This window comes from Streptomyces sp. Je 1-79, from assembly GCF_025195125.1.
In the GTDB taxonomy this organism is placed as follows: Bacteria; Actinomycetota; Actinomycetes; order Streptomycetales; family Streptomycetaceae; genus Streptomyces.
This window is the reverse complement of the sequence record NZ_JAMGSL010000011.1, coordinates 114,321-129,751: the sequence shown is the minus strand read 5'-3', so window position 1 is coordinate 129,751 and position 15,431 is coordinate 114,321. Positions and strand designations below refer to the sequence as shown.

Here is a 15,431-nt window from a genome sequence, read left to right as displayed (position 1 = left end):
GAATGCCTGATGTGGAGTGGGTTCCTCCTAAAGGCTCCTGGGCATCCTCTGCAGCGCGCCGCAGGAACATGCAGGCCATCCGCAGCCGCGATACCAAGCCAGAACAGCTTGTCAGACGGCTTCTCCACGCGCAGGGGCTGAGGTACCGCGTGGCGACGAAGCCCCTGCCAGACCTTCGTCGAACAGCCGACATCGTGTTTCGGCCAGTGAAACTCGCCGTCTTCATCGACGGCTGCTACTGGCACGGTTGCCCCGAACACTATGTCCCGCCGAAGACAAACCCCGGCTACTGGTCTGACAAGGTCGCCCGGAACATGGCCCGCGACCGCGATACCGACAGACGGCTCGAAGAGGCTGGCTGGACCGTGCTGCGGTTCTGGGAGCACGAGCCGTCGGGAGACTGCGCCCTACGGATCGCAGCAGAAGTCGAGCGGCGTCGTGCCCTTACGAACGGCAAGGGCACGACGTAATCACTCCCCCTTAGCGTCCCTCTCGCGGGCGCCCCTTAGAACGTCGATGATCGAGCGGCCTACAGCCTCGGCGACCGGCGGCGGGAAGGCATTGCCGACCTGCCGGTACTGCGCCGTCTTCCCGCCGTCGAAGATCCAGTCCTTCGGGAAGCCCTGGATGATCGCTGCTTGCTCGACGGTCAACATCGGGCCGTGGGGGCCGAAGAGGTCGCGTTCCTCAGACCCCTTCTTGCTGCACGTCTCGATGTCGTTGGCCACACCGAGGCCCGAGACACCCAGCTGCTTCCAGGCAGCCTTGGCCCTGCTCGGGCCAAGGTCCGCCCCACCGTGCTTCTTCGACCCGCCAACAAGCGTGGGAGCGATGCCGGCGCTGCCCTTGGCCTTCAGCTCCTCGTGACGTTTTGTGGCCGTGCCGTGCCACTGCACAAAGGCTTCGCGCGCTTCCCGATCACGCGGCCCGTCGTAAAACGCCTCGTACCGCTCCTGCATCGACTTCCCCAGGGCCTCGACGACGCTCACTGCCTCCTCATGCGTCGGTGTCGGCCACTCGTACTTCACGTCCTTGAGAACGTCGTTGCGGATGGCGACGAGAATCGCCCGGGGCCGCAGCTGCGGAACACCAAAGTCGCTGGCTTCCAGGAGGCCCCAGTGGCACACCGTGTACTTGAGCCCCGGCTCCTTGACGAGGGAGCCGTCCTCCCCGCGGTACGTGCCCCCCTCAAGCCGGGCCTTGATGTAGTCGCGGTAGTCGGAGAACTTCGGATCCATGATCCCGCGCACGTTCTCGATCATGACGGCCCGCGGTCGCAGATCCTTGACAAGATCAAGCATCCGCGGAAAGAGATCACGCTCGTCGTCCTTACCCAGCTGCTTGCCTGCATGCGAGAAGGGCGGGCACGGCACACCACCGGCCAAGAGGTCTAGTTCCTCGGCCTCCAGCGGGCGCCCGTCTTTCTGGACGTCTCCCCACGGATCGAAGTCGTTGACGTCCTTATGCAGGAGGAAGCAGTTCCTCTTCTCCCACACCCAGTCCTTCCGCGAGTCAACGTTCCGCTGCAGCGTTGCCGCCGCGTGCTTGTCGATCTCCACGAGCGCAAGGTGCCTGAACCCGGCCGCATGCAGCCCAATGGCCTGCCCACCGGCTCCGGCACAGATCTCGATTGAAGTGAACTCCGCCTCAGTGCTGGTCATGCACCCTCCTTCGACCACGTACCTCGCTGGCGCCTTGCCCACCAGTCATCACAGAGAGTGACAGACCCCACTGACAACGCCTCCCTAGTGTGCGCCATCCCCCGGCCTTCCCAGACACTCCACACACAGGGCGAACACTTATACGATCTCTCGCATGGCGCAAATCTCGTGGGTGAAGGACGAGCTGCTGCTCGCATGCGCGCTCGTCATGGAGAACGGCTGGCGCGAGCTGCGTCAGAACGACCTGCGCGTGCTGGAGCTGTCTGACTTGCTCCGCGCTCTCCCCCTGCACGGCGGTGCAGCCGTGGATCACCGCTTCCGGTCCCCCAACAGCGTCAGCCGCAAGACCACCGACATCGCCACCGCGCATCCCGACCACGCCGGCCCGATGACCAAAGGGGGCCGCCCCACCCAAGAGATCGTCGCCGATTTCCTCGCACACCCCTCGGAGATGCTGGCCGCCGCTCGCGCCCTGCGCGACGGAATCGCCAGCGGTGAGCTTCACCGCATCCCCGTGCAGCCAGAGGAGATCGATGATGACGGAGGCCAGGGCGCCCGCGAAGGTCGCCTGCTGATGCGCCTTGCCCTCTACCGTGAGCGGGACCGCACTCTGCGCGACCAGAAGATCACGCAAGTACAGAAGCTGGGGAAGCCCATCCGTTGCGAAGTCTGCGCTTTCGACTTCGGCGAGACGTACGGAGCGCTTGGCGTGGGTTACGTCGAGGTACACCACATCACCCCCCTCCACGCGACTGGTCCGCGCGAGACCCGGCTCGATGGTCTCGCCCTTCTCTGCGCCAACTGCCATCGCATGTGCCACCGAAGCTACGCAGGCGCCGCCTGGCGCACTCCTGCCGCCGTCCGCGAGGAGATGCGTCATGGCGGGGCTCACGCGGCTTCTCCCGCCTCATAGAGCTGCTGCGCACGAATAAGCACCTCATCGGGGTCGCTGCCGTGCAGGGCAAGCCACACCAGGAGGTCTGCAATCAGCGTGGTGGCCGCCTCCTGGTTCACGCGAGAGCCGGGGGCGGACCCCGACACGCGCACGCCGAGCAGATCCCGGTAGCCATCGAGGGCTGTGAACGCACGTTGAGCCCGAGCGCAGACCGCGTCGGCCACGAGCGAGAGTTCGCACCACACGACCTTGCCCGACCTGGTAGGGAGGGCGCCCCAGTCGGCGGACATCGAAGCCAGCAGGTGCAGACCGCGACCGCACTCCTCGTCGCAGTCGGCCTGGCGGCCGCCGCGAGGGAGGACCGGGCTCCCGTCGTGGAGTTCCACTCGGAGACGACTGCCCCGGGGTTCAAGAACAAGTGTCGCCGGAGCACCTTCACCCACGTGCTTGATGACGTTCGTCGCCAGCTCAGTCGCGATGAGCTCGATCTCGTCGGCTGCGTCCATCGCGCCCCACTGGCCGAGCGTCGAACGGATCACCCTCCGCAGCGACTTCAGTTCGCCCGGCACCGCCTCGAAGGGCAGGACGCAGCGAAGCTTCGATCCGCCATCGTTCCCCAGCGCCATGATGACTCCCTCCCTGTCCACGACAGCGCTGCGCCCACCGCATCCGAACGGCGACGCTGCGTGACTTCGTGGTTGCGAGTATGGCAGCGAGAATTCTCCTCATGTAACTTCTCACGAGACTCGTTCGGGTGGATTCGCTGGCCTCAACGGCTCTGCTACATAGCCTGATTGGCGCCCGGAGTCGGGCGAGGAAGGAGGGCCGCCTTGTCATCGAGGACGACAACCCGCCGACGCCAGCTCGGCGCAACCATGCGCAAGCTCCGCGCGCGCTCAGGCATGACCTTGGAGGAGGCCGGTCGACTTGTCGGCGTATCGAAGGCCACGGTAAGCCGGTACGAGACCCAGGCCGGCCCGGTCAAGTGGCCCATCGTGGATGCCTTGTGTCGCGAGTACGGCGCAAGCGACGTCGAGCGCGAGGCCGTCGTCGGGCTGGCCAAAGACGCCAAACAACAGGGATGGTGGAACTCGTTTGCCGACTCCATCCCGGAGAGCATGAACCTCCTGCTCACGCTGGAGGACGAAGCGGTCCGTGAAGATCACTTCTCATGCGTCTACGTACCTGGACTACTCCAGACGCGGGACTACAGCACGGCACTGCAGCAAGCCAACGAACTACGCCTGGCTACCGAAGAGATCGAGCGGCTCGTCGACATCCGGATGAAGCGGCAAGAGGTCCTGACCAGAGCCAGGCCTCCCCACCTCTGGGCCATCCTCGACGAATCTGTTCTCCGCCGGGTCGTCGGCTCCCGGGAGATCATGAAGGCTCAGCTCCGACGGCTGCTTGAGGCGAATAAGGCCAACCAGATCACACTCCAGGTCCTCCCCTTCTCCAAGGGAGCCCACGCCGCAGCACTGGGTAGCTTCGTCATCCTCGGAGGTGCCGAAGCATCGCTCGACGTCGTCTACGTCGACCTGCATACCGGATCCCTCTTCATGGAGACGGAAGAGGAACTGGACCGGTACAGACTTGCGTTCGAGTACCTGCGTGCACAAGCGTTGGACATGGAAGCGTCCTCGTCCCTGATCCAGCGCATCTGCAAGGAGCTGTAGTGCTCGGCACACCGCCCGGACCCCATGACAACGGCTGGTTCAAGTCGTCCTACAGCGGTGGGAACACGACAGAATGCGTGGAGTGCGCGTGTACCGCCCATGCGGCGCTCGTCAGGGATTCGAAGTATCTCGACGGTCCCGTCCTCACCTTCGGGGCACGGGCATGGCGTGCGTTCGTCGTGGGCGTCACCAGCTCCAGGTGACCTTGTGGCCCGCCGAGGAGCGGAGCCGGCCGACCCCTGAGGCTTCGGCGAAGGTCAGCGTCATGCTTTCCAGGGCGGCCTCGCCCTTGTCAGAAGCACGGCGGCGGTCTGTCGCCTTGCGGGCTCAGCTCACGGCACAGAGGGAGGCGTACCGAGCTGAACCAGTCCAGCCAGTCAGGGGTGGGATGCTCTGAACCCGAGGCGAGAGTGTCCTCGGCGTGACCGATCAGGCGGAGCGCCCGGGACGGGGACGGGGTCGCGTGTGAGGGGTGAAGTTAGGCTCGTAGGCCGAGACCGTCGCCCTTGAGAGAGGCCCTCCCATGCCCCGCATCCCCTCCCCCGTCATCGCCGCCGCCGGGCTCGTCGGTGGTTATGCCGTCGCTCGGTGGACCAAGAAGCGGCCGCTCGGTGGGGTCGTGCTGGCCGCCGCCGGCGGGCTGGCCGCGCGGGAGTGGCAGCAGGTGGCCGGGGGCAGGACCGCCGCCGCGCTCACCGGCGCGTACGTCGCCGCGTTCGCCGGGTCCCACCCGCTCGCCAAGAAGGTCGGCGCCTGGCCCGCCGTCTTCGGGGTCGCCGGGGCCATGGCCGGGACCTCCTGGGCCGCCACCCGTCACACGGGCTGAGTCCGGAACAAGGGACGGAGGAAATGTCGGGGCCGTTGAACGTCCCGTCCCTCCCCCGCGTACTAGTGGGTGCCCTCCCCATGAGCGCTGGGCGGGCGGGTCCCTACCCCCTCACCCGCCCAGCGCGTGGCACACCGGTGCGCCCCGGACCCTCACTCACAGCGGGGCGCACCCGTGCGCACCGCCCCGAACCGCGGAACCCCCCCGCTCATCCCCCCAGCGCGTGGCTCACCGTGTAGATCAGCAGGCCCGCCAGCGCGCCCACCACCGTGCCGTTGATGCGGATGAACTGGAGGTCCCGGCCGATGTTCGCCTCGATCTTCTTCGAGGTCTGGTCCGCGTCCCAGCTCGCCACCGTGTCGCTGATCAGCGACGTGATCTCCGTGCGGTACGTCGTCACCACATAGGCCGCCGCGTCCTCCGCCCACCCCTCGACCTTCGCCTGCAGGCGGCTGTCCGTCACCAGCCTGCCGCCCAGGGAGATCAGGGACGCCCGGGCCCGCAGGCGGAGCTGGCTGCTGTCGTCCTCCGCCGCCGCGATGATCAGGCCGCGTACCGACGCCCAGGCCGACGCGATGATGTCCTGGATCTCCGGGCGCGCCAGCAGGTCCGCCTTCAGGCGTTCCACCCGCGCCCGGGTCTCGGTGTCCGCCTGGAGGTCGGCCGCGAAGTCCGTCAGGAAGCGGTCGATCGCGCCACGCGCGGGATGACCCGGCATGTCCCGCATCTCCGTGACGAAGCGCAGCAGCTCCTTGTAGACCCGCTCGCCCACCTTGCGGTCCACGAAACGCGGGGTCCAGCCCGGCGCGCCGCCCTGGACCGCGTCCATCACCGAGTCCGCGTGGAAGACCAGCCAGTCGTGCGCCCGCGTGCACACCAGGTCCACCGCCCGGTGGTGCGCCCCGTCGGCGACGATCCTCTCCAGCGTCTTGCCGATGCCGGGCGCGACCTCCGCCGCCTCGGCCCGCCGGGTGATCGCCTCGCCGACCACCGCCTGGACGTCGGAGTCCCGCAGGACCGTCAGGGCGCCGCGCAGAGCGGTCGCCAGCTCCCTCGTCACCCGGTCCGCGTGCGCCGGCTCCGCGAGCCACGCGCCGAGGCGGCCCGCGATGCCCAGCGCGTGCAGCCGTCCCCGTACGACATCCGCCGACAGGAAGTTCTCGCCGACGAACGAGCCCAGCGTGGCACCCAGCTGGTTCTTCTTCGTCGGGATGATCGCCGTGTGCGGGATCGGCAGGCCCAGCGGGCGGCGGAAGAGCGCCGTCACGGCGAACCAGTCCGCCAGCGCGCCCACCATGCCGGCCTCCGCCGCGGCCGCCACATAGCCGGCCCAGGCGCCCCACCCCGCGTTCTCCGCCCACGTCGCCAGCGCGTAGATGACCGCCACCACGACCAGAAGGCCCGTGGCGAGGGTCTTCATACGGCGCACGCCCCGGTGCCGCTCCGCGTCCGCCGCCGTGTACGAGAACGCGACCAGCGGTGTCTTCGTGTCGCTCATCACCCCACCTCCCTACATCAGGGACTTCCCGGGCGCACCTCAAGTTCCCGTTCCCCGTACATCTTCGCGATCACGGCCTCGATGTCCGGTTCCCGCACCGACAGATCCACCAGGGGGTACCGCTCCGCCACCGCCGCCACCAGAGGGGCGGCCGAGGAGGAGGTGGGGAAGGCGAGGACCTGCCGCGGGCCGTCCGACCGGACGAACCGGGCCCCCGCGACCTCGATCGGCGGAAGCTCGCGCTCCAGGTCCACCACCAGGAGACGTTCGCTCGACCCCGCCTCGTGCAGGCCCGTCAGTTCCCCGTCGTACACCAGCCGGCCGTGGTCGATCACCATCACCCGTCTGCACAGCTGCTCGATGTCCTGAAGGTCGTGCGTCGTCAGCAGGACGGTCGTGCCCCGGGTGGCGTTGAGCTCGCGCAGGAACTCCCGTACCCGCGCCTTGGACACCACGTCGAGGCCGATCGTCGGCTCGTCCAGGTAGAGCACGTCCGGGTCGTGCAGCAGCGCCGCCGCGATGTCGCCGCGCATCCGCTGGCCCAGGGACAGCTGCCGTACGGGGACGTCGAGCAGGTCGCCCAGTTCGAGGAGGTCCACGCAGCGGGCGAGGTTGGCGGCGAACCGCTCGTCGGGGATCCGGTACATCCGGTGCATCAGCCGGTACGAGTCCTTCAGCGGCAGGTCCCACCAGAGCGTCGTCCGCTGCCCGAACACCACCCCGATCCGCTGGGCGAGCCGCGTCCGCTCCCGCGACGGGTCGATGCCCGCGACCCGCAGCCGGCCGCCGCTCGGGGTGAGGATGCCGGTCAGCATCTTGATCGTGGTCGACTTCCCCGCGCCGTTCGGGCCGATGTAGCCGACCATCTCGCCGCGTTCCACGCCGAAGCCGATCCCGTCGACCGCCCGCACCTCACGCTTCTCCCGGCGCAGCAGCCCCGCCCGTCTGCGCACGGTGAAGACCTTCTCCACACCGTCGAGCTCGATGAAGGTCATGACTCAGCTCCCTGTACTCCGGTACGAACGCAGTCCCGTCCGCCACGCCCACCCCGCGAGGACGCAGCACACCAACGCCACCAGCGGTGACGCGAACGCCAGCCAGGACGGCACCCCGGCCGGGGCCGGCCGCCCCAGCACGTACAGCGCGGGCAGCCAGTTCACGAACGCCAGCGGTACGACGTACACGACACCGCGCACGAGGTCCTGAGCGAAGATCGCCGGCGGGTACTGCAGGAGCGTGTTCCCGCCGTAGGTGAAGGCGTTGGTCACCTCCGCCGCGTCCTGCGCCCAGAACAGCACCGACGCGCCCACGACCATCACCGCCGAGAAGATCACCGCGCCGCTCACCAGCGTCACCGGCAGCAGCGCCACCTTCAGCGCCGTCCACTCCACGTCCAGCAGGACCAGCGCCCAGACCAGCACGAACAGCCCCTGCGCCACCCGGCCGAGCCGCCGCAGCGCGAACTTGTCCGCCGCCACCTGTGCGAGCACGGGTGCCGGCCGCATCAGGAACGTGTCGAGCGAGCCGTCCCGCACCCGTCGGCCCATCCGCTGGAGCGAGCCCATGGTCAGGTCGGCGATCCCGAAGGACGTGCCGGCCGTCCCGTACAGGAAGGCCACCTCGGCGAAGGAGAAGCCGCCGAGCCCCTCCACCTGACCGAACATCAGCAGGATCACGACGAAGTCGAAGAAGGTGACGGAGAAGGACGAGAAGAGGGTCAGGGCGAAGGACGTGCGGTACGTCATCGTCGAACGGATCCACATCCCGGCCACCATCCGGTACGTACGCCAGGACTCGGCGACCATCCGGTACGCGCGCCAGGGCTCGGCGACCACGGACGGCTCGGCGACCACGGGGGGATCCGCGGTCCCCGGCGGTCCGGACGCCGCGTCCGACTCGGCGACGGCGGGCGACTCAGCCACCCTGCACCACCACCTTCCGTGTCGCGAGCGACTGCGTCAGCCGGCCCGCCGCGAGGAGGACCAAGGCCCAGGACAGCTGGAAGCCGTACGCCCCGAGCAGCCCCCACCCCTCGTACCGCTCCAGGTACACGTCCGCCGGGATCTGGAGCATCGACGCCCACGGCAGCATCTGCGCCACCTCCCCGAGCGTGCCGGGGAAGACGTTCAGCGGCAGCAGCATCCCGGAGAAGAACAGCCCGCCCAGCCACGCCACCTGCACCACCCCCTGACCGTCCATCAGCCAGAACGCGGACATCGCGACCAGGTACCAGATCGCGAAGGCGACCGTCGATCCCAGCGCGATCGCCAGCAGGAACGCGAGCCAGGTCGACGGCCGCGACGGCAGCCGGAAGTCGAAGACGAGCGCCCCGATCACCATCGGAACCACGCCACGGCCGAGCAACTGATACGCGCTCCGCCCCGCGTTGGCCGAGAACCACCAGGCCTGGAGGTCCGCCGGCCGGTAGAGGTCGACGGCGATGTCACCCGTACGGATGCGCTCGATCAGCTCGTCCTCGAAGCCGCCGCCCATCATCCCGCAGACCGTGATCAGACCCTGGCCGATCCACACATAGGCGAGCGCGTCCGCCATGTCGTAGCCACCCAGCTGCGGCCGCTCGTCCCACAGGGCCATATAGGTGTACGCCAGGATGAAACCGAAGACGGTGTTGGTGAACACCCCCGCAGCCGTCGCCATCCGATATGTGGCATGGCGCCGGAAGCCACCCGCGGCCACCGTCGCGTACAGCCGCAGCATGTCGCGCCCTCCCTTCCGGCATCAAAGCGCACGACCCTAGCCGCCCGCGCTCCGCCACCGCGAGTGGATTTCGAGTCGCATTCCTCAGGTTCTGTCCTGATACGTGCACTATGGGGAGGGCCATGCCTCCTTCATCCGGTACGGGAGTTCCAGACATGCGCGACGACCAGCCAGATCGTTCACACCGGCCCGGCTGGACGCCGAGAGACCCCACCGTCCCCGCCACACCCCCGCCCGCGGCCCCCCGGCGCGCACGCCGCTCACGCCCCCGGCGCATCCTGCGGACGCTCTTCGGCACGTTCCTCTTCGGCACCCTGCTGCTGGCCGCCGGCTTCGTCGCGGGCTATCTGCTCGTCGAGATCCCGCCCGCCAACGCCGCCGCGACCGCCCAGTCCAACGTGTACCTCTACCGGGACGGCACCCAGATCGCCCGCGACGGCGAGGTCAACCGCGAGAACGTACGCCTCGCCCAGATCCCCCTCACCGTCCGGCACGCCGTACTCGCCGCGGAGGACCGCGACTTTTCCTCCGACCGGGCCGCCGTCGACCCCAAGGCCATGGTCCGCGCCGCCTGGAACACCCTCACCGGCAAGGGCAGACAGTCCGGCTCCACCATCACCCAGCAGTACGTCAAGAACTACTACCTGGGCCAGGAACAGACCCTCACCCGCAAGGCGAAGGAGTTCTTCATCGCGATCAAACTCAACCGCGAGAAGAGCAAGGACGAGATCCTCGAGGGCTATCTGAACACCAGTTACTTCGGCCGCAACGCCTACGGCATCCAGGCCGCCGCCCGCGCCTACTACGGCAAGGACGCCGGCGACCTCGACACCGCCGAAGGCGCCTACCTGGCCTCACTCCTCAACGCCCCCAGCGCCTACGACGTGGCCACCCACCCCGAGAACCGGCCCAAGGCGCTCGCCCGCTGGAACTACGTCATGAACGGCATGGTCAAGGAGAGATGGCTCTCCCGCGCCGACCGGGCCGCCGCCGACTTCCCCACGCCCCAGACCGCGCGCCCCGCCACCGGTCTCTCCGGCCAGCGCGGCTACATCGTCCAGGCCGTCGAGGACTACCTCACCGCCCACGGCGTCCTCGACGAGAAGACCCTCGCCGGCGGCGGCTACCGCATCACCACCACCCTGGAGAAGGACAAGCAGGAAGCCTTCGTCACCGCCGTCGACGACAAGGTGATGTCCCGGCTCGACCCGGCACGCAACCCCATCGACCGCTTCGTCCGGGTCGGCGGCGCGGCGATCGAGCCGTCGACCGGCCGCGTCGTCGCGATGTACGGCGGCGTCGACTACACCAGGCAGTACGTCAACAACGCGACCCGGCGCGACTACCAGGTCGGCTCGACCTTCAAGCCCTTCGTCCTCACCGCGGCGATCGAACACACCTCGGTCACCCAGGACGGCGAGCCGATCACTCCCAACACCTACTACGACGGCACCGACAAGCGCCCCGTGCAGGGCTGGAGCGGCCCCTTCTACGCCCCCGCCAACGAGGACGACGCCTCGTACGGCGACATCACCGTCCGTACCGCCACCGACGACTCGGTCAACGCCGTGTACGCACAGATGGCCGTGGACGTCGGACCCGCGCGGGTCAAGCAGACCGCCGTCGCCCTCGGCCTGCCCGCCCGGACCCCCGACCTCAACGGCTCCCCCTCCATCGCCCTGGGCCCCGCCACCGCGAGCGCGCTGGACATGGCCGAGGCGTACGCGACCCTCGCCAACCACGGCCGCCACGGCACGTACACCCTCGTCGACGGGATCACCAAGGACGGCCAGGCCCTGACCGTGCCGTCCTCCGGTGCCCGGCAGGCGGTGAGCCGGGAGGCGGCCGACACGACGACCCTGGTCCTGCGCAGCGTCGTGGAGAGCGGTACGGGAACGGCGGCACTGGCGGCGGGGCGACCGGCCGCCGGCAAGACGGGCACGGCCGAGGACGACAAGGCCGCCTGGTTCGCGGGCTACACCCCGGATCTCGCGACGGTCGTCACGGTCATGGGCCAGGACCCCGACACCGGCGAGCAGAAGCCGTTGTACGGCGCGCTCGGACAGGCCCGGATCAACGGGGGCGGGACGCCCGCGGAGATCTGGGGCCAGTTCACCCGGGACGCGCTGACGGGGACCGAGCCGCGGGAGTTCGAACTCGAACTGGGCGAAGGGGCGCAGGAGTGGCTGGAACCACCGGCGCAGCCCGAGTCCGACGTCCCGCCGGAGACGGAGGAGGAGGGGCGGGAGACGGAAGGCCAGGAGGAGCAGGAGGACGAGTACGGCCAGGCCGGACCGAAGGCGCCGGGGCAGCGGCCGCCGGGACAGCGGCTCCCCCCGCGCCCGGAGCAGCAGCGCCCGCCCCAGCCGATGCCCGAACAGCAGCCGGGGCGGGAGCAGGGGCGGGAGGCGGGCCAGGAGCAGGAGCGGCCCGAGCGGGAGCCGGTACACGAGTCGGTACGGGAGCCGGTACGGGAGGAGCAGGAGCCGGTACGGGCGCCACGGCCGGAGGCCGAGCCCGTACAGCAGTCCCTGCACCACGAACCCCGGCCGGATCCGCGACAGCCGGAACAGCCGCTCCCGGAGCAGCCGCCACGAACGACCCAGCAGCCGCCGCGTCAGTGACCCGAGGTCGCCTTCAGCCCCACCACGGCCACCAGCAGCAGACAGACGAAGAAGATCCGCGCGGCGGTCGCCGGCTCACCGAGCACCACCATGCCGAGGACCGCCGCACCGGCCGCGCCGATGCCGACCCACACGCCGTACGCCGTACCGATCGGCAGCGTCTTGGCCGCGTGCGAGAGCAGCAGCATCGAGGCGACGATCCCGGCGCCCGTGAAGACGCTCGGCCAGAGACGGGTGAACCCGTCCGTGTACTTCATGCCGATGGACCAGCCGACCTCGAGCAGACCGGCGACGATCAGAAGAACCCAGGCCATGACGACGAACACCTCCGCGAGACGGATCAACAGGGGTGCGTCGTCTTTGCGTACTGCGGTGCAGCGAGCCCGGTACGGCGCGTCTCGTCGGGTGTGTCCAGCGTAGCAAGGAACAGACAGAAGGCCTGGTGACACCGGTCACCAGGCCTCAGCTCCGCACGTTCCGCGGATCCAGCTCTACAGATACAGCCCGGTCGTGTCCTTGGAACCCTCGAACCGGTCCGCGGCCACCGCGTGCAGATCGCGCTCGCGCATCAGGACGTACGCGACGCCCCGCACCTCCACCTCGGCGCGGTCCTCCGGGTCGTACAGCACCCGGTCACCGGTCTCGACCGTACGGACGTTCTGGCCGACCGCGACGACCTCGGCCCAGGCCAGCCGACGGCCGACGGCGGCGGTCGCCGGAATGAGGATGCCGCCGCCCGAGCGCCGCTCCCCCTCCGGGGAGTCGGTCCGGACCAGCACACGGTCGTGGAGCATCCGGATGGGCAGCTTGTCGTGGGTGTTGTCGCTCACGGCTCGAACCTACCTGTCCGGGCGCGCCGGCCGTACCCGGGAGCGGTCATCCCTTGCGCTTGCGCACGGACACCGCGAGCAGCCCGACGAGCGCCACGGCGACCAGCGCCACCGGAACCACCCGCTCCAGGCGCGGCGCGCCGTCGTCGTGGGTGAACCGGGCCTTCACGTCGGAGACGGTCCGGTTGACGGCGACGAACGCCCGCCCGGCCGTCTGGTCGACCGTGGAGGCGACCTTCGCCTTCGCGTCGCCGATGATCGTCTTCGGGTGCATCCGGATGCCGATCTCGTCGAGAGTCTCGGCAAGCTGCTCGCGCCGGCGGACGATGTCCGCCTCGATCTGCGCAGGGGTCCTGGACTCCGACACCGCGCTGCCTCCGTAGTCGTAATCGGTCGTTGACGGACAGTCTCTCAGTTTCTCCGTCCGCGGTCTGTCTCAGGCCCCCATTAGGCTCGGGCGTGTACGCGCAGACACCCCGAGGAGAGCCATGAGCGAGCGACTTCAGCCCGGCGACACCGCCCCCGCCTTCACCCTGCCCGACGCGGACGGCAACGACGTCTCGCTCGCTGACCACAAGGGCCGCAAGGTCATCGTCTACTTCTACCCGGCGGCGCTCACCCCGGGCTGCACCAAGCAGGCCTGCGACTTCACGGACAACCTGGAGCTGCTCGCGGGCGCGGGCTACGACGTCATCGGCGTGTCCCCGGACAAGCCGGAGAAGCTGGCGAAGTTCCGCGAGCAGGAGCACCTGAAGGTCACGCTGGTCGGCGACCCGTCGAAGGAGACGCTGGAGGCGTACGGCGCCTTCGGCGAGAAGAAGCTGTACGGCAAGACGGTGACGGGCGTCATCCGCTCGACGGTGATCGTCGACGAGGACGGCAAGGTCGAGCGCGCGCTGTACAACGTGAAGGCGACCGGCCACGTCGCCAAGATCATCAAGGACCTGGCCATCCAGGCCTGAGGGCTCCCAGACCTGAGGGCTCCCCGGACCCCGAGGCCTCCGTCGGCAACGTGACGGAGGCCTCAATTCCGCGCCATTTCCGTTTGTGATCGGCACGACCGCGCAGACGTCCTTCCTGGAGTTGCCCCCCGAGAAAGGACGTACGGTCATGTCGGCCACCGACCGCACCGCCCCTGCGGCCGACCAGGAAGCCCGCAGACGGCATCCGCGGCTGTTCCGGGCCGTCACACGGCGGCAGCAGCCGCCCCTGCGACGGTCGGACATCACGGTGACCGACGACGCGGCGGTCAGGCGCGCCGTGAAGGCGGCCTCCCTCGGCAATGCCATGGAGTGGTTCGACTTCGGCATCTACGCCTACCTCGCCGTCACACTCGGCCACGTCTTCTTCCCGGCCGGGAACGAGACCGCACAGCTGCTGTCGTCGTTCGCGACCTTCGCGGTCGCGTTCCTCGTGCGCCCCCTGGGCGGCATGGTGTTCGGCCCGATGGGCGACAGGATCGGCCGCAAGAAGGTCCTGGCCATGACGATGATCCTCATGGCGGTGGGCACGTTCGCCATCGGCCTGATCCCGTCGTACGCCTCGATCGGCTTCTGGGCCCCGGTCCTGCTGGTCCTCTTCCGGATGCTCCAGGGCTTCTCCACCGGCGGCGAGTACGGCGGCGCGTCGACGTTCATCGCCGAGTACGCTCCCGACCGCCGACGCGGCTTCTTCGGCAGCTTCCTGGAGTTCGGCACGCTCGCGGGCTACGTCGCCGCGGCGGGCCTGGTCACGGCGCTCACCACCTGGCTCGGCTCCGACACGATGGAGGCGTGGGGCTGGCGCGTACCGTTCCTGGTCGCGGGGCCGCTCGGCCTGGTCGGCCTCTACCTGCGGATGCGGCTCGACGAGACGCCCGCCTTCCAGAAGCTGGAGAGCGGCACGGCGCGCGCCTCGGAGGCGGCGGACCCGGTGGAGACCTCGGCCAAGGGCGACCTGGCGAAGATCTTCCGGCAGCAGTGGCCGACGCTGATCCTGTGCATCGCCCTCGTGGGCGCGTACAACATCACCGACTACATGCTGCTGTCGTACATGCCGACGTACCTCTCCGACGAACTCGGCTACAGCGAGACGCACGGCCTGCTGATCCTGCTGCTCGTGATGGTCTTCCTCATGCTGATCATCGCCCAGGTGGGACGGCTCAACGACCGCTTCGGACGCAAGCCGGTGCTGATGGCGGGGATGCTCGGCTTCCTCTTCCTCTCGCTCCCCGCGTTCCTGCTGATCCGCCAGGGCGGCGTCCTGGCCATCACCGCGGGCATGCTGATGCTCGGCCTGTCGCTGGTCTGCATGCTCGGCACGATGTCGGCGGCGCTCCCGGCGCTCTTCCCGACCGACGTGCGCTACGGCTCCCTGTCCGTCGGCTACAACCTGTCGGCCTCGCTCTTCGGCGGTACGACCCCGCTGGTCATCACGGCACTGATCGGGGCGACCGGCAGCGGCCTGATGCCGGCGTACTACGCGATGGGCGCGGCGCTCGTCGGCGTGATCGCGGTGGCCTGCATGAAGGAGACGGCCCAGCGCCCGCTGGAGGGTTCGCCCCCGTGCGTGGAGACCCCGGAGGAGGCGGCGGAACTGGTCCTGGCGCAGGCACCGGAACCGAAGTTCTGACCCCTCGCCCGTGATGGACGGCCCAACTGCCGTGCCGTCACCAGCACCTGGTGCAGGGGCGGGAAGCGCGGGTGACGCGCCCCGGTACCATTG

At 69.1% G+C, this 15,431-nt stretch carries 17 protein-coding genes; 8 read left to right on the top strand and 9 right to left on the bottom strand.

Going from position 1 to position 15,431, the window contains the following annotated elements; genetic code table 11:
* The first annotated feature begins 2 nt into the window (after positions 1-2).
* Positions 3-470 carry a very short patch repair endonuclease gene (locus M5362_RS23340; RefSeq protein WP_260229665.1) on the top strand — a complete coding sequence of 156 codons (468 nt, stop codon included), beginning with the start codon at positions 3-5 and terminating at the stop codon, positions 468-470.
* Here the strand turns inward: M5362_RS23340 and M5362_RS23335 are convergent, their stop codons facing one another.
* Positions 471-1,661 (bottom strand): DNA cytosine methyltransferase, encoded by a 1,191-nt coding sequence (locus tag M5362_RS23335; RefSeq protein WP_260229664.1) that lies wholly within the window; start codon positions 1,659-1,661, stop codon positions 471-473.
* 154 nt (positions 1,662-1,815) lie between these two features.
* Here M5362_RS23335 and M5362_RS23330 point away from each other — a divergent pair, with 154 nt between their 5' ends.
* Positions 1,816-2,574, top strand: coding sequence for an HNH endonuclease (locus tag M5362_RS23330; RefSeq protein ID WP_260229663.1), 759 nt, complete (start codon positions 1,816-1,818; stop codon positions 2,572-2,574).
* Here M5362_RS23330 and M5362_RS23325 read toward each other — a convergent pair.
* Positions 2,550-3,182 (bottom strand): ATP-binding protein, encoded by a 633-nt coding sequence (locus M5362_RS23325; protein ID WP_260229662.1) that lies wholly within the window; start codon positions 3,180-3,182, stop codon positions 2,550-2,552. The genes M5362_RS23330 and M5362_RS23325 overlap by 25 nt on opposite strands.
* A gap of 204 nt (positions 3,183-3,386) precedes the next feature.
* Here M5362_RS23325 and M5362_RS23320 point away from each other — a divergent pair, with 204 nt between their 5' ends.
* The 3 genes from M5362_RS23320 (at position 3,387) to M5362_RS23305 (ending at position 5,058) form a co-directional block, all read left to right on the top strand.
* The gene (locus M5362_RS23320; protein WP_260229661.1) at positions 3,387-4,232 is read left to right on the top strand and encodes a helix-turn-helix transcriptional regulator; all 846 of its coding nucleotides are present in this window, start codon (positions 3,387-3,389) and stop codon (positions 4,230-4,232) included.
* Entirely contained in the window at positions 4,232-4,435 is a 204-nt protein-coding gene (locus tag M5362_RS23315) for a DUF397 domain-containing protein (RefSeq protein ID WP_260229660.1), read from the top strand. The genes M5362_RS23320 and M5362_RS23315 overlap by 1 nt, the downstream gene beginning before the upstream one ends.
* Before the next feature lie 320 nt (positions 4,436-4,755).
* Positions 4,756-5,058, top strand: coding sequence for a hypothetical protein (locus M5362_RS23305; protein ID WP_260229659.1), 303 nt, complete (start codon positions 4,756-4,758; stop codon positions 5,056-5,058).
* A gap of 208 nt (positions 5,059-5,266) precedes the next feature.
* Here M5362_RS23305 and M5362_RS23300 read toward each other — a convergent pair whose 3' ends face one another.
* From M5362_RS23300 to M5362_RS23285, 4 genes are all read right to left on the bottom strand, one after another.
* Positions 5,267-6,556, bottom strand: a complete 1,290-nt coding sequence (locus tag M5362_RS23300; RefSeq protein ID WP_260229658.1) for a DUF445 domain-containing protein — start codon at positions 6,554-6,556, stop codon at positions 5,267-5,269.
* A 17-nt stretch (positions 6,557-6,573) separates the two neighbouring features.
* A complete protein-coding gene (locus M5362_RS23295) occupies positions 6,574-7,551 on the bottom strand; it encodes an ATP-binding cassette domain-containing protein (protein ID WP_260229657.1) in 978 nt (325 codons plus the stop codon).
* Between the two features lie 3 nt (positions 7,552-7,554).
* Positions 7,555-8,361 (bottom strand): ABC transporter permease, encoded by an 807-nt coding sequence (locus M5362_RS23290; RefSeq protein WP_260229780.1) that lies wholly within the window; start codon positions 8,359-8,361, stop codon positions 7,555-7,557.
* Between the two features lie 109 nt (positions 8,362-8,470).
* On the bottom strand, positions 8,471-9,271 hold the full coding sequence (locus M5362_RS23285; RefSeq protein ID WP_260229779.1) for an ABC-2 family transporter protein: 801 nt from the start codon (positions 9,269-9,271) through the stop codon (positions 8,471-8,473).
* A gap of 158 nt (positions 9,272-9,429) precedes the next feature.
* Here M5362_RS23285 and M5362_RS23280 point away from each other — a divergent pair, with 158 nt between their 5' ends.
* Positions 9,430-11,898, top strand: a complete 2,469-nt coding sequence (locus tag M5362_RS23280) for a transglycosylase domain-containing protein (RefSeq protein ID WP_260229656.1) — start codon at positions 9,430-9,432, stop codon at positions 11,896-11,898.
* Here the strand turns inward: M5362_RS23280 and M5362_RS23275 are convergent.
* The 3 genes from M5362_RS23275 to M5362_RS23265 form a co-directional block, all read right to left on the bottom strand.
* On the bottom strand, positions 11,892-12,212 hold the full coding sequence (locus tag M5362_RS23275) for a multidrug efflux SMR transporter (protein ID WP_260229655.1): 321 nt from the start codon (positions 12,210-12,212) through the stop codon (positions 11,892-11,894). The genes M5362_RS23280 and M5362_RS23275 overlap by 7 nt on opposite strands.
* Before the next feature lie 177 nt (positions 12,213-12,389).
* On the bottom strand, positions 12,390-12,728 hold the full coding sequence (locus M5362_RS23270) for a co-chaperone GroES (protein ID WP_260229654.1): 339 nt from the start codon (positions 12,726-12,728) through the stop codon (positions 12,390-12,392).
* Positions 12,729-12,774: 46 nt separating this feature from the next.
* Positions 12,775-13,095, bottom strand: a complete 321-nt coding sequence (locus M5362_RS23265; RefSeq protein ID WP_260229653.1) for a DUF3618 domain-containing protein — start codon at positions 13,093-13,095, stop codon at positions 12,775-12,777.
* Between the two features lie 121 nt (positions 13,096-13,216).
* Here M5362_RS23265 and bcp point away from each other — a divergent pair, with 121 nt between their 5' ends.
* Together bcp and proP are read left to right on the top strand one after the other, a co-directional pair.
* A complete protein-coding gene (bcp, locus tag M5362_RS23260; protein WP_260229652.1) occupies positions 13,217-13,690 on the top strand; it encodes a thioredoxin-dependent thiol peroxidase in 474 nt (157 codons plus the stop codon).
* Between the two features lie 148 nt (positions 13,691-13,838).
* Positions 13,839-15,338: a glycine betaine/L-proline transporter ProP gene (proP, locus tag M5362_RS23255; protein ID WP_260229651.1), complete on the top strand. Its 1,500-nt coding sequence runs from the start codon at positions 13,839-13,841 to the stop codon at positions 15,336-15,338.
* Positions 15,339-15,431: the final 93 nt, after the last annotated feature.